The sequence below is a fragment of the Ruegeria sp. BJ6 genome (assembly GCF_056537885.1).
Window position 1 is genome coordinate 181,377 of sequence record NZ_JBQFSG010000004.1, and the last position, 17,235, is coordinate 198,611.

General features: G+C 59.8%; 16 protein-coding genes. 8 read left to right on the top strand and 8 right to left on the bottom strand.

Going from position 1 to position 17,235, the window contains the following annotated elements; all coding sequences use genetic code 11:
* The 3 genes from murJ to ACR0D6_RS11615 are packed head-to-tail and all read right to left on the bottom strand — an operon-like array spanning position 1 to position 5,493.
* On the bottom strand, positions 1 to 1,542 hold the full coding sequence (murJ, locus tag ACR0D6_RS11605) for a murein biosynthesis integral membrane protein MurJ (protein ID WP_480765608.1): 1,542 nt from the start codon (positions 1,540 to 1,542) through the stop codon (positions 1 to 3).
* Positions 1,539 to 4,358, bottom strand: coding sequence for a [protein-PII] uridylyltransferase (locus ACR0D6_RS11610; protein ID WP_480765609.1), 2,820 nt, complete (start codon positions 4,356 to 4,358; stop codon positions 1,539 to 1,541). The genes murJ and ACR0D6_RS11610 overlap by 4 nt, the downstream gene beginning before the upstream one ends.
* Positions 4,318 to 5,493 (bottom strand): penicillin-binding protein activator, encoded by a 1,176-nt coding sequence (locus ACR0D6_RS11615; RefSeq protein WP_480729439.1) that lies wholly within the window; start codon positions 5,491 to 5,493, stop codon positions 4,318 to 4,320. The genes ACR0D6_RS11610 and ACR0D6_RS11615 overlap by 41 nt, the downstream gene beginning before the upstream one ends.
* An 86-nt stretch (positions 5,494 to 5,579) precedes the next feature.
* On the opposite strand from ACR0D6_RS11615, the gene rsmI reads away from it, so the two are divergent.
* The 3 genes from rsmI (at position 5,580) to gshB (ending at position 7,804) form a co-directional block, all read left to right on the top strand.
* Positions 5,580 to 6,437: a 16S rRNA (cytidine(1402)-2'-O)-methyltransferase gene (rsmI, locus tag ACR0D6_RS11620; RefSeq protein WP_480765610.1), complete on the top strand. Its 858-nt coding sequence runs from the start codon at positions 5,580 to 5,582 to the stop codon at positions 6,435 to 6,437.
* Between the two features lies 1 nt (position 6,438).
* Entirely contained in the window at positions 6,439 to 6,810 is a 372-nt protein-coding gene (locus ACR0D6_RS11625) for a YraN family protein (RefSeq protein WP_170654765.1), read from the top strand.
* Between the two features lie 61 nt (positions 6,811 to 6,871).
* On the top strand, positions 6,872 to 7,804 hold the full coding sequence (gene gshB / locus ACR0D6_RS11630; RefSeq protein WP_480765611.1) for a glutathione synthase: 933 nt from the start codon (positions 6,872 to 6,874) through the stop codon (positions 7,802 to 7,804).
* Here gshB and ACR0D6_RS11635 read toward each other — a convergent pair.
* The 4 genes from ACR0D6_RS11635 to cobU form a co-directional block, all read right to left on the bottom strand.
* Positions 7,801 to 9,315, bottom strand: a complete 1,515-nt coding sequence (locus tag ACR0D6_RS11635) for a YifB family Mg chelatase-like AAA ATPase (RefSeq protein WP_480765612.1) — start codon at positions 9,313 to 9,315, stop codon at positions 7,801 to 7,803. The genes gshB and ACR0D6_RS11635 overlap by 4 nt on opposite strands.
* A 76-nt stretch (positions 9,316 to 9,391) precedes the next feature.
* Positions 9,392 to 10,084: a glutathione S-transferase gene (locus ACR0D6_RS11640; protein WP_480765613.1), complete on the bottom strand. Its 693-nt coding sequence runs from the start codon at positions 10,082 to 10,084 to the stop codon at positions 9,392 to 9,394.
* A 58-nt stretch (positions 10,085 to 10,142) separates the two neighbouring features.
* Entirely contained in the window at positions 10,143 to 10,721 is a 579-nt protein-coding gene (locus ACR0D6_RS11645) for a histidine phosphatase family protein (RefSeq protein WP_170654773.1), read from the bottom strand.
* Positions 10,718 to 11,224 carry a bifunctional adenosylcobinamide kinase/adenosylcobinamide-phosphate guanylyltransferase gene (gene cobU / locus ACR0D6_RS11650; RefSeq protein ID WP_480765614.1) on the bottom strand — a complete coding sequence of 169 codons (507 nt, stop codon included), beginning with the start codon at positions 11,222 to 11,224 and terminating at the stop codon, positions 10,718 to 10,720. Before cobU ends, ACR0D6_RS11645 begins: the two co-directional genes overlap by 4 nt.
* Before the next feature lie 118 nt (positions 11,225 to 11,342).
* On the opposite strand from cobU, the gene ACR0D6_RS11655 reads away from it, so the two are divergent.
* From ACR0D6_RS11655 to ACR0D6_RS11675, 5 genes are all read left to right on the top strand, one after another.
* A complete protein-coding gene (locus ACR0D6_RS11655) occupies positions 11,343 to 12,221 on the top strand; it encodes an RNA polymerase factor sigma-32 (RefSeq protein ID WP_480765615.1) in 879 nt (292 codons plus the stop codon).
* Complete coding sequence (locus ACR0D6_RS11660) at positions 12,218 to 13,045, top strand: ChaN family lipoprotein (RefSeq protein WP_480765616.1); 828 nt, start codon at positions 12,218 to 12,220, stop codon at positions 13,043 to 13,045. The genes ACR0D6_RS11655 and ACR0D6_RS11660 overlap by 4 nt, the downstream gene beginning before the upstream one ends.
* 78 nt (positions 13,046 to 13,123) lie before the next feature.
* Positions 13,124 to 14,320 (top strand): bifunctional phosphopantothenoylcysteine decarboxylase/phosphopantothenate--cysteine ligase CoaBC, encoded by a 1,197-nt coding sequence (coaBC, locus tag ACR0D6_RS11665; RefSeq protein ID WP_480765617.1) that lies wholly within the window; start codon positions 13,124 to 13,126, stop codon positions 14,318 to 14,320.
* Between the two features lie 53 nt (positions 14,321 to 14,373).
* Positions 14,374 to 14,829: a dUTP diphosphatase gene (gene dut, locus ACR0D6_RS11670; RefSeq protein WP_480765618.1), complete on the top strand. Its 456-nt coding sequence runs from the start codon at positions 14,374 to 14,376 to the stop codon at positions 14,827 to 14,829.
* Entirely contained in the window at positions 14,829 to 15,878 is a 1,050-nt protein-coding gene (locus ACR0D6_RS11675; RefSeq protein WP_480765619.1) for a HesA/MoeB/ThiF family protein, read from the top strand. Before dut ends, ACR0D6_RS11675 begins: the two co-directional genes overlap by 1 nt.
* An 89-nt stretch (positions 15,879 to 15,967) precedes the next feature.
* Here the strand turns inward: ACR0D6_RS11675 and ACR0D6_RS11680 are convergent, their stop codons facing one another.
* Positions 15,968 to 17,179 carry a trans-sulfuration enzyme family protein gene (locus ACR0D6_RS11680; protein WP_480765620.1) on the bottom strand — a complete coding sequence of 404 codons (1,212 nt, stop codon included), beginning with the start codon at positions 17,177 to 17,179 and terminating at the stop codon, positions 15,968 to 15,970.
* Between the last annotated feature and the right edge of the window lie 56 nt (positions 17,180 to 17,235).

A 17,235-nucleotide genomic window follows, 5' to 3' on the forward strand; every position in this document is an offset into this window, starting at 1 on the left:
CTAGGATTGGCGCAGGGCTTTTTTGAATTCCGATGCCCTGAATGCGCCGAACACGTGGCCAAGCGCGAAATAGGCACCTGCCGCAACCACAATCAGCGCCAGCAACGCCAGGTAACGCCAGCCGGGAAGCTCGAAAGCCCAGCCGAAACTGTGAACGGCCGCGAACAAGACGACCCCCATCCCCAGCGATGCCGCCGCAATCCGCCATGCGCGATGTTTCATACGCGCGTCAAAGCGGGCAACGTCCCCCATCTGCCGTGCGCCGATGGCCAAAAGTGCAACCATGGCCCAGCCTGCCGCCGAGGCAGCAATGGCCGGTGCGATCCAGCCGACCACCGGAAAAAGACCAAATGCAAGCACGGCGTTGATGATCATGGCAACCACCGCATAGCGGAAGGGGGCCCGTGTATTCTCGCGTGCAAAGAACAGGGGCTGTAGCAGTTTCTGCAACATGAAGGCGGGCAATCCGATACCATAGATTGCAACCGCCAACGCTGTGGCTGCCGAATCTTCGGCGCTGAACTGGCCGCGTTGAAACAGCACAGAGACCAGCGGAAGCGGAATGATCAGGAAGGCTACGGTCGAGGGCAGTGTAAGCAGCATGGTGAATTCACCGGCGCGCGAAAATGCGTTACGCGCCCCGGTGTCGTCGCCCGCGCGCAGCCTTCGCGAAAGATCCGGCAGCAGAACAATCCCGACGGCGATACCCACAACGCCCAGCGGCAACTGATACAGCCGGTCAGCAGCAAACAACCAACTGACAGCTTTTTCGGTCTTTGAGGCCACAAGTTGACCGACAACAAGATTGACCTGCGTCACCCCCATGGCCAGCGCGGCGGGCACAGCTATCCGCACCATGCGGCGCATTTCAGGCGTCAGACGGGGTCGACCCGGACGAATACGCACACCGGCCCGTTCTGCCGCCACCCACACCAGCGCCAGCTGCGCCACGCCCGCAACAGGGATAACCGCGATCAGCCACCTGATGATTTCGCCGCCCGAAACAGCTCCGGCGATAAGGGCAGTACACGCAAAGATGTTCAGCAACACTGGAGCGGCGGCGGCTGCCGCGAACCGACCCGTGGCGTTCAGAACGCCCGAAAACAAGGCCGCCAATGCCATGAACAGGATGTAGGGGAACACCACATACCCATAGTCGACGGCCAGGTCGAAACGTTCATCGCCATAGAACCCTTCGGCAGTGATCCAGACCAGCGCGGGCATGAAAACCATCGCCAGCCCCACCAAGGCCAGAACCGCAACGGCCAGCAGATTGAACGCATCCTGCGCGAACCCTTCGGCGTCTTCGTCCCCCTCTAACCGTTTCGAAAACATTGGCACGAAGGCGGCGTTGAATGCGCCTTCGGCAAAGAACCGGCGAAACATGTTGGGCAGGCGGAAGGCCGCGACAAAGGCATCCATAACCGGGCCTGGGCCGATATAGGCGGTCAGCAGAATTTCCCGAAGGAACCCCAGTATCCGGCTGGCAAGGGTCCAGAACCCCACGGTGAAAAAGCCCGACAGCAACCGGATGGGTTTCATGAGGCCGCGCGCTCCGCACCTTCGGTAATGGCTTTACGCAACTTGGCCTCCAGCCCGCGCTGCTTGGCTTCGGAATGGTATTTCAGACCGAACATATCCTTGACGTAGAACGTATCTACAACCTGCTCGCCATAGGTCGCGATGACGGCATTGGCGATATAGACATTCGCGGCGGCCAAAGTGCGTGTCAGATCATACAGCAAACCGGGCCGGTCGCGGGTGTCCACTTCGATAATCGTGTAAATCTCGGACCCGTCATTGTCGAAGGTGATATGCGTCGGCACGTTGAACGCCTTTTCCCGCTTTTTGATCTTGTCACGGGATTTCAGCGCATCGCGCGCAACCACTTCACCCTTCAGGGTCTTGTGGATCATCTGGGTCAGGCGCGGCAGGCGCGCGGCCTCATATGGGCGGCCCTCTGCATCCTGAATCCAGAAGGCATCGGTCACGTATCCGTCCTTGGTTGTATAGCTGCGTGCATCCACCACGTTTGCACCAACCAGCGCCAGCGCTCCGGCGATGCGGGCAAAGATGCCGGGGTGATCCGCCATTGCGAAACAGGCGCGCGTTGCGTCCCGGTCGATGTCGGGATGCAGTCGGACCTCCATCGCGCTGGGGGCGCCGCTTTCTTCCAGCGCCAGCAGCATTTCTGCGAATTCAACATGCGTGGACAGGTTCAGGCCCTGCCAGTACGGATCATAGTGGCGGCCGGTCTCAGTCTTGAGATCGCCCTTGGACCAGTTTTCGAGCGCCTCGCGCAACGCCTTCTTGGCCTCGGCCCCACGGTTGGCGCGGTTGAGGTCCTCCATCCCAGTTTCCAGTGCGCGCTTGGTCTCGGCGTGTAGCGCCCGCAGCAGAGTGGCTTTCCAGTTGTTCCATGTATTCGGTCCGACGCCGCGAATATCGCAAACCGTCAGAACCGTTAGCAGGTCCAATTGTTTGACCGTTTTTACCGCCTTGGCAAAATCCCGCACCGTCCGGGGGTCAGAAATATCGCGCTTTTGCGCCATGTCCGACATCAGCAGATGATAGCGCACCAGCCATTCCACCGTTTCGGATTCCGCCTTGTTCAGCCCCAGCCGCGGGGCGACGGTGCGGGCGGTTTTGGCCCCCAGTATGGAGTGATCCTCGGGCCTGCCCTTGGCGATGTCGTGCAACAGCAGGGCGACGTACAAAACCCGCCGGTTGACCCCGCGCTCCAGTATCGACGATGCCAGTGGCAGCTCTTCGATCAGTTCACCACGTTCGATCTGGGCCAGGTTGATGATGCACTGGATCGTGTGCTCATCCACCGTATAGCTGTGATACATGTTGAACTGCATCATCGCCACGATGTGTTCAAACTCCGGCAGAAAGGCCGACAGCACGCCCAGTTCGTTCATCCGGCGCAATGCACGCTCCGGGTTGCCGTGTTTCAGCATCAGATCAAGGAAAATGCGCTGCGCTTCTTTGTCGTTGCGCATGTCATCGTCGATCAGATTCAGGTTTGCAGAAACCAGCCGCATTGCATCGGGATGGATCAGCATGCCTGTACGCAGCCCTTCTTCGAACAGGCGCAACAGGTTCATCTTGTTCGCCAGGAATTTCGCGGGGTCGTCCACATCCAGCCGGCCGTGCACGACCTTATATCCCTGCTTGACCCTTGGGCGGCGGCGGAAGATACGCTCCAGCAGCGGTGCGCCCTTCATGTGCACCGCCTCCAGCTTGGTCAGAAGAATCCGGGTCAGCTCACCAACGCGCGTGGCTTCGCGGAAGTATCTTTGCATAAAGACCTCGACCGCGCGCCGACCAGCACGATCCTCGTATCCCATGCGGTCGGCGACTTCGACCTGCAGATCAAACGTAAGCTGTTCGGTTGCGCGCCGCGTGACCAGATGCAGATGTGACCGGACGGCCCACAGGAAATTTTCGGCCTGAACGAAGGTCTCGAACTCCTCGGGGGTGAACAGGCCCAGCGGCACAAGCTCGGCGACGTCGTGAACCCCATAGACATACTTCGCAATCCAATACAGCGACTGCAGGTCACGCAGGCCGCCCTTGCCCTCTTTCACATTGGGCTCGACCATATAGCGCTCACCCTGCTTGTGGTGGCGCTCGTCCCTTTCCTGCAGCTTGGCCTCGATGAACTCGCGTTCCGTTCCTTTGAACAGCTCTGATCTGAGGCGCGCCTCCAATTCATCGGCAAGCGGTTTGTCACCCGCAAGATACCGTTGCTCCAGCATTGCGGTCCGGATGGTGAAATCGTCGGCCCCAAGACGCATGCAGTCCCGGATCGTGCGCGACGAATGCCCGACCTTCAGCCGTAGATCCCACAGGATGTACAGCATGGATTCGATCACGCTCTCGGCCCAGGCGGTGATCTTATAGGGTGTCAGGAAAAGCAGGTCGACGTCGGAAAACGGGGCCATTTCACCCCTGCCATAACCGCCAACGGCGAGAACCGCGATTTTTTCGCCCTGAGTCGGGTTGGCCAGCGGATGCAGATAGGTGCTGGCAACGTCCAGCGCCGTACAAACCAGACCATCCGTCAGATAAGTATAGGCCCGGGTCAGGGCGCGGGCATCGAATGGGCGCCCGGCAAAGGCCTGCGCTATGGCATCCCGGCCCGATTTCTGCACGTCACGCAAAATGCGCACAACTTCGGTGCGCACTTCGGTGTTATCCTTGCTGTTCTCATGGGCCTTGGCGACTTTGACGCCAACATCTGCTGCGTCGAAAATCGCCTCGGCAGGGCAAATCAGCTCGCCCTCGGGCAACGGCAGTTGCACCGCAGGATCAGAAACCGGCACCAGAGAAGCTTTGCGGGGCAGGGTCAATCACAACCACCTGTCTGTTCTGGATCGTGGCCACGGCCATGCCTCTTTCATTAGTCCCGTTCGGCAGCAAACGGAAGATGCCCCCGACACCCTGAAACCCTGCCCGTTGCGTCAGGGCAGATCCGGTCAGAGCGTCCGATTTCCCTTGGCCGACCAACGCACCGATTGCCGCAATACCGTCATAGGCGAGGCCGCTGATTGGGTGCGGCGCCTGACCATAGGTGGTCTGGTACCGCGCGCGATAAGATTGCGCCTTTGCCGGGTCCGGCAGCGCGAACCAGCCGCCCTGAACCCCCGGCAAATCCAGTGTTTGCTGCGGAATATCCCAGCGCGTCAGGCCGATGAACTGAGTTGTCGCGGGCGAAACTCCGGCCTCGGGCAACAGCTGGCTGTAAAGCGGCAGCGCCCCTGCGGTGGTTGCGGTCAGGAAAATCGAATCCGCGCCCGATGCATCCACGGTTGCCTTGATGGCAGGAACGGAATCGATCACGCCCTGCTGCGATCTGTCGAAACCGACCGTGCCCACATTGCCCACCCGGCTGCCGCTCAGGGCGTTGGCGATGGCCGTTTGCCCCAGTTGCCCGGCGGCATCATTGCTGTGCACGACGACCATGCCGGATTTTCCCTGCTTTCCGGCAAAATCCACCAGCCGGTTGGCGGTATTGTCAAAGGTCGGTCCCAGCACAAAAACATTACCGCCGGCGATACTGGTGTTGTTCGAGAAAGAAAGGACGTTGACGTTTTTGCTCAGCACCGCAAGACCTGCCGCATTTGCCGCCTGTGCGTATACCGGACCCAGAATGATCTTGGCGCCGTCATTCACGGCTTGCTGTGCCGCTGCGGCGGCAGCATTAGCATTGCCCGCCGTATCGTACACGCGCAGATCGATCTGAACGTTCTGCAGATCGGCCATGGCCAGCCTTGCCGAGTTTTCAAGGCTTCGGGCCAGCGCCGCGTCACCTGCCTGCGGTGACCCGCTTGGAACCAGCAAAGCCACAGGGACCGGTTCGGAAGTGTTGATCGAAGGTCCGCCACCGCCGACTGTAGTCGGTTCGCAGGCAGCCAGAAATGCCGCGGTCATCAATGCAATGGCGGAATGCGCCAGTTTGCGAGCAGGCTTGCAAACGGTAAACATCTAAATCAAAACTCCCTGATCCGACGGCATCAACGCCGCACTTTGTTGAGCCGCGATAATAAACGTCACGCAGAGAGGGTCCAGCTTTGAATTTCCAAAAGGTCAGATTGGACCCCGGGCTGTATTTTGTCGCCACTCCGATCGGTACGGCGCGCGACATTACGCTTAGGGCGCTGGATATTCTGGCCTCCGCAGACCAGATCGCAGCCGAAGACACACGCAGCCTGCGCAAGCTGATGGACATTCACGGCGTTCCATTGGAAGGGCGTCGCATTCTGGCTTATCACGATCACAGTGGACCCGGAGCGCGCGGTAAAATCCTTGAAGCTTTGGCTCAGGGATTATCCGTCGCCTACGCCTCCGAGGCCGGAATGCCACTGATCGCCGATCCGGGTTATGATTTGGGTCGGCAGGTGACTGAGGCAGGCCACCTTGTGACCTGCGCACCGGGGCCTTCGGCGGTTCTTGCCGCGCTGACTCTGGCCGGTCTTCCGACGGATGCGTTCTTTTTCGCGGGCTTTCTTCCAAACGCCTCTGGTGCACGGCGGTCCCGGCTTGAGGCATTGCGGCAGATACCGGGAACGCTTGTGTTCTATGAATCCCCGAAACGCGTTGCTGCCAGTCTGGCGGACATGTCTGAAACTCTGGGTGGGGATCGCCACGCGGTACTCTGCCGCGAGCTGACCAAGAAGTTCGAAGAGACGCGGCGCGGAACGCTTGCCGAACTGGCCGCGTTATATGGCGATGCAAATGTCAAAGGCGAAGTTGTCCTGCTGGTGGATCGCGCCCATTCGCAAAGCGTTAACGAATTGGACATAGAAGAAGCTCTGAAAACGGCTTTGGAAACGCATTCAGTTCGAGACGCGGCGGATCTGGTTTCAAAAATGTACGATCTGCCGCGCCGCCCCGTATATCAACAGGCCCTGAAACTGGGAAAAGGATGACATGGCGCAGCGATCCGTTCAGGGCTCAAGGGCGTTTCACGCGGGGCAGGCTGCGGAACTGAGCGTCGCGTCAGAATATGAAAGACGGGGCTATCAGATCGCACATCAGCGCTGGCGCGGCGCGGCTGGTGAAATTGATCTGATTGTCAGGAACTCCGAAGGTCTGGTGTTTGTCGAAGTCAAGAAGAGCGCCAGTTTCGAGGCGGCAGCAAACCGGCTGGCCAGGCGTCAGATAAGCCGTATATACGACGCGGCGGCGCAGTATCTGGCGCAGGAACCGCAGGGCCAGCTTACGAATGTACGCTTTGATGCAGCGCTGGTGGATGCGGTCGGAAACATACAAATCATCGAAAACGCCTTCGGGCTGGACTGATCGCCATTGAACCCTCCGCCGCCCTGCGCCATGTAACGGGCGTGGATTTGAGGGACTTGCCATGAAAATCGCCTTTCAGATGGACCCGATTGGGGCTGTGGACATCAACGCGGACAGCTCGTTCCGCCTGGCAGAAGAAGCGCAGGCGCGTGGGCACACGCTATTTTTCTATGGGCCGGACCAACTGGCCTATCAGGAAGGTCGGATCACCGCGCGCGGTCAGGACATGACAGTGCAGCGTATCCCCGGCGACCCGGCTGTTTTGGGTCCCGAGCGCGAAGTTGATCTGGCCGATTTTGACGTTGTGTGGCTGCGTCAGGATCCCCCGTTTGACATGCACTACATCACCTCCACCCATCTGCTGGACCGTCTTCAGGGGCAGGCACTGGTGGTGAACGATCCGTTCTGGGTGCGTAACTATCCCGAAAAACTGCTTGTGCTGGATTTCCCCGACCTGACGCCGCCGACAACCATCGCGCGGGATTTGCAGACCATAAAGCAGTTCAAGGATAAACACGGCGATATCATCCTGAAGCCGCTTTATGGAAACGGGGGCGCTGGGGTGTTCCGGCTGGATGCCAATGATCGGAACCTGACTTCCCTGCACGAACTTTTCACCGGATTCTCGCGCGAGCCTCTGATCGTTCAGAAATTCCTGCCCGATGTCCGCAACGGCGACAAACGCGTCATCCTGGTGGACGGAGAGCCGGTCGGCGCGATCAACCGGGTTCCTGCCGAAGGTGAAACACGCTCGAACATGCATGTTGGGGGTCGCCCGGAAAAAATCGGCCTGTCGGAACGCGATCTGGAGATTTGCGCCGCAATCGGTCCGCTGCTGAAAGAGAAGGGGCAGATATTCGTCGGGATCGACGTCATCGGCGACTACCTGACTGAAATCAACGTGACCTCGCCGACCGGCATTCAGGAGCTGGAGCGGTTCAACGGAATCAACGTTGCCGAAAAGATCTGGCAGGCGATTGAAGCCAAAGTCTAAGCTATTGCCGATGCGCTGATGCGAAAACTCAGCGCCTCGGCAACATGTGGGCGGCGCACATCCGGCGCTCCGTCCAGATCGGCGATGGTGCGGGCTACACGCATGATGCGGTGATACGCACGGGCAGACAGGCCGAACCGGTCCGCTGCTTTCAGAAGCAATTGTTTGCCTTCTTCGTCCGGGGTCGCAATCTCCTCAAGCGCCTTGCCTTCGGTATCCGCGTTTTGTCGGATTGTCGGATTGTCCTCGAACCGCATTTCCTGAATGTCCCGCGCTTTCTGAACGCGGCGCGCGAAGGTTTCCGAACTGTCGCCGGATGCAGGAAGGTCCAGATCGGTGAATTCGACGGGTGGCACTTCCAGCCGCAGATCGAAGCGGTCCATCAACGGGCCTGATATCCGGCCAAGATAGTCCTCTCCACAGGCGGGCGCGCGTGAACAGGCGCGATGGGGATCGGTCAGATACCCGCATTTGCACGGGTTGGCAGCGGCGATCAGCATGAAGCGGCAGGGGTATTTCACATGTGCGTTCGCCCTTGCCACCATGACCTCGCCGGTTTCAATCGGTTGCCTGAGTGTTTCAAGAACGGTTCTTGGAAACTCGGGGAATTCATCCATGAACAGCACGCCATTATGGGCCAGCGAAATCTCTCCGGGTTTTGCCCCTTTTCCGCCACCGACAATCGCTGCCATCGACGCCGTGTGATGTGGTTCGCGAAATGGGCGGGTCCGGCTGATGCCGCCTTCGTCCAGCAATCCGCACAGAGACTGGATCATCGACGTTTCCAAAGCCTCCACCGGGGTCAGCGGCGGCAGAATGCCGGGGATGCGCGCAGCCAGCATGGATTTACCCGACCCGGGTGTGCCGATCATGATCAGATGGTGCCGCCCCGCTGCCGCGATTTCGAGCGCCCGTTTGGCCCTTTCCTGCCCCTTCACATCGCGCAGGTCGCGCGGGCAGGGTGTCAGGTCAACTTCGCCGGGTTGGGCGACTGCCAACGGCGACTGGCCAGAGAAATGCCGGACGACATCCCCAAGCGACCCGGCGCCTATGACCTGTGTGGCATCGACCCAGGCGGCCTCGGCACTGGAGGCCTGTGGGCATAGTAGAATGCGCGAGTCGGTGGCCGCCGTCATCGCAGCGGGTAACGCCCCGACAACCGGCATCAGTGAGCCATCCAGCGACAATTCCCCCAACGCCACAGCACTTTCGGCCGCATCAAAAGGAATGATTTCCAACGCAGCCAAAAGCGCCATTGCGATGGGCAGATCGAAATGGCTGCCCTCTTTTGGCAGATCGGCGGGCGACAGATTGATGGTGATGCGTTTAGAAGGCAGCGCGATCGCCATTGAGCTCAATGCGCTGCGAATCCGGTCACGCGCTTCCGAGACGGCCTTGTCTGGCAGGCCGACAATGGAAAATGCGGGCAGGCCAGGCGATACCGCGCACTGAACCTCGACTGGGCGGGCGTCGACCCCCTGAAATGCGACTGTATGGGCGCGGGCGACCATGATTCCCCTGCTTATGGTTAACAGGTGATTGCTGCCATGGTCGCGGTTTAAGAAGCGTTAACGCGGAACACAGCTCTTAGGCAGGTACCGGGTCAGGCCATGGTCGCACGGCGGCATCTACCGGATAGGGGAACGGATCATAGGTGATCTTCAGTGCCTCTTCCCGCCACTGTACGACCGCCGGATCAGCCAGCAGGGTATGGCAGTAGTCCAGAGCGTCGGATGAGATCGGCAATCCATATCCGACAATTCTGGCAGCCACCGGAGTGTAAAACACATCCGCCAGCGAGTAGCGCCCGAACAACGGACCCTTTCGTGCCCCAGAGACGGACCGGGCGTGCCGCCACAGGGCTTCGACGCGTTCAAGATCCGATCGGGTTTCGGGTGATGGCGAATACCCCGTGTAGCAGTGCAGCAGTTGCATCGGGCATTCTGCCCGCAACGCGGAAAATCCACCGACCATTTCTGCGCACAACCACCGCGCCGTTGCCCGGGCTGACGGATCGTCCGGCCACAGCCCTGCATCCGGATGCCTCTCGGCCAGCGTTTCGGCCATGGCAAGGCTTTCGCCGACAACCGCTCCATCCGGCAGGCGCAGGGCGGGTACAAGCCGAGCTGGGGCAAGTGCTTCCATATCCCGGGCCATGGTGCCGGTATACAATCCAACCATATGAGTGCGGTACGGGATGCCGAATTTCTCGAGCATCAGCCACCCACGCAGGGACCAGCTTGAAAACAGGCGGTCGCCAATAAACAGATCGTAAGTCATGGGGCAAGGATGAGTGCTGTTGCACGGACGGTAAAACGGTATTTTGTGGGCACCGGCATCACGGGCGATGATTGATCCTGCCCACAGACCAGCCATCGTCGGATTTCGTCAGGTCGGTGACCGACAGATTGTCGATCCGGTGCGAAAATGCCTGATACGCATCCAGTTTCAACGCCCGCTGCACCTGCGTCAGGATGACTCCGAAATGGGCGACGACGATCAGGTCTTTGCCGGTGTGATCATTAATCAGAGCGTCAATCGCCGCATCAACCCGCGTGCAAACGTCGTTCCAGCTTTCGCCATCTGGTGGTTTGATCTCGCCCGGTGATTCCCAGTATGCCCGCGCAAGTTCGGGGTCTTCGGCCTCGATGTCGTTGAAGGTCCGCATCTCCCACGTTCCGAAATGGATTTCCCGCAAGTTACGATTATGCGGCAGCCGCGGACGGTTTCCCAGAATTGCCGTGGCGGTATCGACCGCGCGGCAAAGGTCGGAGGAAACGACAGTAGCACTGTTTGGCAGATAAGATTGCAGGCGTGCAATTGCGGCATGATCGCTTAGGTCGGCAGGCAGATCGGACCATCCAACCATGGTTTTGGCATGTGTCGGACCATGCCGGACCATGTGCAAACGGGTCACGGCAATTGCCCCTTCAGAACCAGTGGCAATCCGGCAGTCACCTGCACAACCAGATCGGCCTTTGCCGCCAGGGCAATGTTCAGCCGTCCCTGAGCCTCGCGAAATCTGCGGGCAAGGGCGTTGTCCGGAACGATGCCCTGTCCGACCTCGTTCGAAACGATAACGACCCGCGCCCGGCACGTGGCCAGCGCGTCAAGCAGGTCTGCCTGCGCCTGTTTCAGATCGCTGTCTTCCATAAGGTGATTATTAAGCCACATGGTCGCGCAGTCGATCAGGCAAATCTGTTTATCGTCCAACTTCGATAATACCGGTCGAAGGTCCAAAGGGGCCTCGATTGTCGTCCAATTGGGCCCGCGCTGTGCAATATGTTGCACAATTTTTAATCGCATCTCATCATCAAACACTTGTGATGTAGCGACATAAATCTGATCTTTCCCATGTGAAACAACGAGTTGCTCCGCAAATGCGGACTTTCCCGAAGCTGCCCCACCAAGAATTAACATTAAATCGGGATGCACTTTTATTACCTTTCTAGTGATCCACCCGGTTTCGACCTGCGTATCGACCACAGACGCGCATGGCAAGACCGGTAGGTACGCCTGTAGTATGGGGGAGAACGGCATGGCACTGGACAACCCGCGAGACCTGTCAATATCGCGACAAGCGATGAAGGCAGAACTGCTCGACGCGGAAACCGAACTGCGTCTGGCCTATGCGTGGAGAGACCAGCGCGACGAGCAGGCCCTGCACCGCCTGATAAACGCGTATATGCGTCTCGCCATTTCCATGGCGGCAAAGTTCAAACGCTATGGTGCTCCTATGAACGACCTGATTCAGGAGGCCGGGTTGGGCCTGATGAAGGCCGCTGACAAATTCGACCCCGACAGGGGCGTACGTTTTTCGACCTATGCGGTGTGGTGGATCAAGGCCAGCATTCAGGACTATGTTATGCGCAACTGGTCGATGGTGCGTACTGGATCGACATCTTCGCAGAAATCCCTCTTCTTCAACATGCGGCGTGTACAGGCCAGGCTTGAGCGCGAGGCAGCGACAGATGGCGTGGATCTGGACAAGCATCAGCTTCATCAGATGATCGCGGCGGAAATCGGTGTGCCCCTGCGCGATGTCGAGATGATGGAAGGTCGGCTTTCGGGATCGGACTTTTCGCTAAACGCAGTGCAGTCCACCGAAGAGGACGGGCGCGAGTGGATCGACATACTGGAAGACGAAAGAGAGCAGGCGGCTGATTTCGTTCAGCACCGTCACGACACGAAACAACTGCGCGAGTGGTTGCTGTCGGCAATGCAGGCGCTGAACGAACGCGAACGTTTTATTGTGCGCGAACGCAAGCTGCGCGAACCAGCGCGGACGCTGGAAAGTCTTGGGCAGGAGTTGAATCTGTCGAAAGAGCGCGTGCGCCAGCTTGAGGCGGCAGCCTTTACTAAGATGCGGAAGAACCTTGAAGCTCAATCGCGCGAGGTGCAACAGTTCTTCGCATGAGACATCTTGCGATTCTGGTTTGCACCATCCTGAGTATTTCTGCCGTTCCGGCCATGCCGGTCCTCGCATCAGAACTGATACCTGACGACGTTCTTCAGGAAATGAAGGCGGCGGATGTCGTGATTCTGGGCGAAACCCATGACAATCCCCAGCATCATCTGGTGCAGGAAGAGGCGGTCGAGGCCATCTCACCCACCGCTGTTGTTTGGGAAATGGTGACCGAAGAGGGCGCGGAACGGCTGAACCAGAAGGCAGTTTCAGACCCCGAGGAACTGGCGCGGATTTTGAGATGGGCCGAACTGGGATGGCCGCCGCTTTCGATGTATCTGCCGGTATTCAAAGCGTCGCAGGCGCCTGTCTATGGCGCCATGGTCCCGCGCGAGGCCGCCAAGGCCGCGATGGAACGCGGCGCGGCCACCGCGCTTGGTGCAGATGCCGCGCGATTTGGTTTGAATATCCCATTGTCGCCCGAAGATCAGGCCGCGCGCGAAGCGGATCAGCAGGCGGCACATTGCAATGCACTGTCGCCCGAAACGCTCCCTAATTTCGTGGCCATTCAAAGGTTGCGGGACGCGGTTCTTGCCCGCGCCGTTCTGCGCGCGGTCGAGGAAACGGACGGACCGGTTGCCGTCATCACCGGAAACGGTCATGCCCGCAAGGACCGTGGTATCCCCACCTTTCTGTCGCGTTTGCAACCGGGCCTGAAAGTCTTTGTCCTGGGGCAGTCCGAAGATGGCGTGGTCGAGGGTGAATTCGATGCCGTAATCGACAGCCCTGCCGCCGAACGGGAAAACCCCTGCAAAGCGTTCGAAGCACAGGACTGACAGGTCCGGAATATCCGCTGGAAGAATTTGGCACCGTTGCCTAATGTCGGAACCGAGCGGATTTAAGAAAGGCTGGGCATGCTTGCGTCCAAACGTATTCTGCTGATCATCGGCGGCGGTATTGCGGCCTACAAGTCGCTGGATCTGATCCGTCGGCTGAAAGAGCGGGGCGCCTCGGTCACTCCGGTTCTGACCCGCGCGGCGGAAGAGTTCGTGACGCCCCTGTCTGTTTCCGCGCTGGCGGGCGAAAAGGTGTATCGTGATCTTTTCGATCTGACGGATGAGGCCGAGATGGGGCACATTCAACTGTCCCGGTCTGCCGATCTTATCGTCGCGGCGCCTGCCACAGCGGATTTGATGGGCAAGATGGCGGGTGGTCTTGCCGGTGATCTGGCTTCGACGCTGTTAATGGCAACCGATACGCCTGTTCTTCTGGCGCCGGCCATGAATGTCCGCATGTGGGAACATCCCGCGACACGGCGCAATCACCGGCAGCTCATGGCGGACGGAATTCGGTTTGTCGGTCCGAACGAAGGTGACATGGCCTGTGGTGAATATGGTCCAGGGCGCATGTCGGAACCGCTGGAGATCGTAGCGGCGATCGAAGCGGCCATGGCGGAAGGTCCGTTAACGGGCAAACGTATTCTGGTTACCTCCGGCCCCACGCACGAGCCGATCGATCCTGTGCGCTATATCGCGAACCGATCCTCGGGTGCGCAGGGCACCGCCGTTGCACGGGCGTTGGCCGCGCTGGGCGCCGACGTGATCTTTGTGACCGGTCCCGCCGATGTGGCGCCACCCGATGGGGTCGAGGTAGTCCGCGTCGAGTCCGCACAACAGATGTCCGACGCCGTGGATGCGTGTCTGCCGGTTGATGCTGGGGTGTTTGCCGCGGCGGTGGCAGATTGGCGGGTGGCAAGCGCCTCTGACCGGAAGCTGAAGAAAAGCCGGGACGGATTGCCGGTTCTGGAATTTGCCGAAAACCCGGACATTCTGAAGCGTGTTTCACAATTGGACAAAGGCCGTCCCGCACTGGTGGTTGGCTTTGCCGCCGAAACGGACAATGTCATCGAACATGCTACGGCAAAGCGGGCGCGCAAGGGCTGTGACTGGATCGTAGCCAATGACGTCAGTCCTGCGACCGGGATCATGGGCGGGTCCGAGAATGCCGTCGTTCTGATTTCCGGTGACGGGCATGAGGAATGGCCGAGAATGGGCAAGGATGCGGTGGCCAAACAGCTGGCGCAAAGGATCGCGACCGCACTGGTCGGATAGCGGGTTTATGCCCGGCAGTGAGTTTTGGAAAAGATAGAACAAGGGGCGCTGGAATGGTTGCAATCCGCGTGATCCGCGAAGAAGGGACCGACCCGGATGTCGCCCTTCCTTCGTATGAAACTTCAGGTGCGGCTGGCGCCGATGTCCGGGCCAGCTTTCCGGACCGGATGCCCGTCGTGCTTGATCCGGGGCATCGCACTCTGGTGCCGACCGGCTTGCGGATAGAAATCCCGGCAGGTTACGAGGTTCAGGTGCGTCCCCGATCCGGACTGGCGCTGAAACACGGGATCACCCTTCCGAACACACCAGGCACCATCGACAGCGACTATCGTGGCCCGCTTGGCGTAATTGTCCTGAATGCCGGGCAAGAGCCGTTCGAGATCGCCCATGGTGAACGTATCGCCCAGCTTGTGGTGGCCCCGGTGGTGCAAGCTGCCTTCGAACTCGTCGATGGTCTGGGTGATACTGCGCGGGGGCAGGGCGGTTTCGGCTCGACCGGGCGCGGCTGATGCTGGCGGTTCTTGTCGTTGCGGCCGCGATTTGGGCGCTGGGATATATTGCAGGCGTGTCCAGACCGGCGCGGGCAACCGCAGTTTCGATCCTTCTGGCGGGGGTGGTCCTTGCACAGCTGATATTGCCCGACGGGCACCCGCTGCGCGAAGCGACCGGGGGATCGGCGGCGATCTGGCTGATCCTGGGTGGTTTTGCGCTGCTGGCTCTGCTTTATAGCAGGCTGCTGAAGGCGCTGCGCAACCGGGCGGCATCTTCCCCGATCAAGGAGCCCGCTATGCAGTCGGATAAATTCAGTGATACGGAACTGGAGCGGTATGCCAGACATATCGTGTTGCGCGAACTTGGCGGCCCCGGTCAGAAGCGGCTGAAGACGGCGCAGGTTCTGGTGATCGGCGCAGGCGGTCTGGGCGCGCCGGTCCTGCAATATCTGGCCGCTGCTGGCGTGGGAACCATCGGTGTGATTGACGACGATGTGGTTGAAAATGCCAATCTTCAGCGTCAGGTGATCCACAGGGATGCCGATATCGGAGTGCCCAAGGTGTTTTCAGCGCAGCAGGCCATGGTGGCGCAGAACCCGAACGTGATCGTTCGTCCCTATCACCGCCGCCTGACCGATGACATCGCTGCGGAATTGTTTGGCGATTATGATCTGATCCTGGACGGCACCGACAACTTCGAAACCCGCTATCTTGCCAACAAAACAGCCGTAGCGCTTGGCAAGCCTCTGATTTCCGGCGCTTTGTCTCAATGGGAGGGGCAACTGAGTGTTTTTCACCCCGCAGGTGGCAGCCCGTGCTATCAGTGCATTTTCCCCGAAGCCCCAGCTGCAGGGCTGTCTCCATCCTGCGCCGAGGCCGGGGTGATTGCACCACTTCCCGGTGTCGTCGGTTCGATGATGGCGGTCGAGGCGATCAAGCTAATCACCGGCGCGGGGCAGGCGCTTTCAGGCGAGATGCTGATATATGATGCGCTCTATGGCGAAAGCCGCAAAATCTCGCTGTCCAGCCGCGCCGATTGCCCGGTCTGTGGTCAGGTCAAAGGCTAGACGGTACCGCCGCGCGCCCTAGCGCGCGGCCACGCCCAACCCCGCCAAGACGCATCTTTGATGCGGCCACGGGGGCGGGAGCACCCGGTTTACCCGAGCGCCCGGTCCAGATCGGCAATCAGATCTTCGGCATCCTCCAGCCCGACCGACAGCCGGAAAATCCCGTCGCCTGCATAGGCGCGATAATCCTCTCGTTGCGCGCCCTGCAACTGAAAGGACGTGTCCATCAGGCCCTCGGTTCCCATCCAGAAAATCAGACTGCGGTGATGGCCCAGAGATACTGCATAGTGAATGACCTGCAACCGCTCGATCATCTGCTGTGCAATGCGTTCCCCGGTTGCGGCATCACCGACCTGAAACGAGATCATGCCCGATGTATTCGACATCTGCCGCGCCGCCAGTTCCGACTGCGGGTGTGAGGCCAGCCCGGGATAGATCACCTGTGTCACGCGCGGGTCGGATTCCAGCCATTCTGCGACGGCCTGCGCCCCGAATTGGTGCGCTTTCATACGTAAGGGCAGGGTGGCTGCGCCGCGCGCGATAAGCCACGCGTTGAACGGTGATAGAACACCGCCGTGATGAATTCCGGCTTCGGCCCGCATTCTCGCGATCAGTTCCACCGGTCCCGCCACCGCTCCACCCACCGCGTCGCCATGACCGCCGATGTATTTTGTGGTCGAATGCATGGTCAGATCCACACCCAGCGCCACGGTGTCCATTCCGATCGGAGACGCAAAAGTTGCATCGCAACTCAACAGCGCGCCCGCCTGCCGCGCGAGTTCGGAAATCGCGGCCAGATCGGTCAGGCGCCCGATCGGGTTCACGGGCGTTTCCGTGTGGATCAGGCGCGTATTGGGACGAAGCGCGGCGGCAACCGCGTTCTGGTCTGACATGTTGACTGCGGTGACCTCGATCCCCATGCGCGGCAGTGTTTCCCGGGCCAGTTCGGCAACACCGGCATATGAGACATCCGAAATGATCAGATGATCCCCGGCGGACAGAAAGGTGAAAAAGATCGCCGCCGCCGCTGCCATGCCCGATGCGGTGGCAAGACAGGCTTCGGTGCCCTGCAGGGCCGCGATCTTTGTTTCCAGCCCCGTCACCGTCGGGTTGGCCCAGCGGGAATAGACATAAGGGCTGTCCGGGGTCAGATCATGCGCGGAAAACCCGGCCACGTCTTCGGAAATATATGTCGAACTCATGTGGATCGGCGGGGCCGACGCATTGGTCGAAGGATCCGGTGGATCACCTGCATGAATTGCGGTTGTCATGATCCCGGCGGGGCGATTGGGCTTGCTCATGTCCTGTCTCCTCATTTCCGCCGAGCCTGCTTGCCGCTGGGGGCAGATGCAAGCCG

What these genes read in the sequence shown, in the direction of transcription:
- murJ (WP_480765608.1), bottom strand. Translation starts at nt 1,542, where the DNA reads ATGAAACCCATCCGGTTGCTGTCGGGCTTTTTCACCGTGGGGTTCTGG.
- ACR0D6_RS11615 (WP_480729439.1), bottom strand. Translation starts at nt 5,493, where the DNA reads ATGTTTACCGTTTGCAAGCCTGCTCGCAAACTGGCGCATTCCGCCATT.
- ACR0D6_RS11625 (WP_170654765.1), top strand. Translation starts at nt 6,439, where the DNA reads ATGGCGCAGCGATCCGTTCAGGGCTCAAGGGCGTTTCACGCGGGGCAG.
- gshB (WP_480765611.1), top strand. Translation starts at nt 6,872, where the DNA reads ATGAAAATCGCCTTTCAGATGGACCCGATTGGGGCTGTGGACATCAAC.
- ACR0D6_RS11635 (WP_480765612.1), bottom strand. Translation starts at nt 9,315, where the DNA reads ATGGTCGCCCGCGCCCATACAGTCGCATTTCAGGGGGTCGACGCCCGC.
- ACR0D6_RS11640 (WP_480765613.1), bottom strand. Translation starts at nt 10,084, where the DNA reads ATGACTTACGATCTGTTTATTGGCGACCGCCTGTTTTCAAGCTGGTCC.
- cobU (WP_480765614.1), bottom strand. Translation starts at nt 11,224, where the DNA reads ATGTTAATTCTTGGTGGGGCAGCTTCGGGAAAGTCCGCATTTGCGGAG.
- ACR0D6_RS11655 (WP_480765615.1), top strand. Translation starts at nt 11,343, where the DNA reads ATGGCACTGGACAACCCGCGAGACCTGTCAATATCGCGACAAGCGATG.
- ACR0D6_RS11660 (WP_480765616.1), top strand. Translation starts at nt 12,218, where the DNA reads ATGAGACATCTTGCGATTCTGGTTTGCACCATCCTGAGTATTTCTGCC.
- coaBC (WP_480765617.1), top strand. Translation starts at nt 13,124, where the DNA reads ATGCTTGCGTCCAAACGTATTCTGCTGATCATCGGCGGCGGTATTGCG.
- dut (WP_480765618.1), top strand. Translation starts at nt 14,374, where the DNA reads ATGGTTGCAATCCGCGTGATCCGCGAAGAAGGGACCGACCCGGATGTC.
- ACR0D6_RS11675 (WP_480765619.1), top strand. Translation starts at nt 14,829, where the DNA reads ATGCTGGCGGTTCTTGTCGTTGCGGCCGCGATTTGGGCGCTGGGATAT.
- ACR0D6_RS11680 (WP_480765620.1), bottom strand. Translation starts at nt 17,179, where the DNA reads ATGAGCAAGCCCAATCGCCCCGCCGGGATCATGACAACCGCAATTCAT.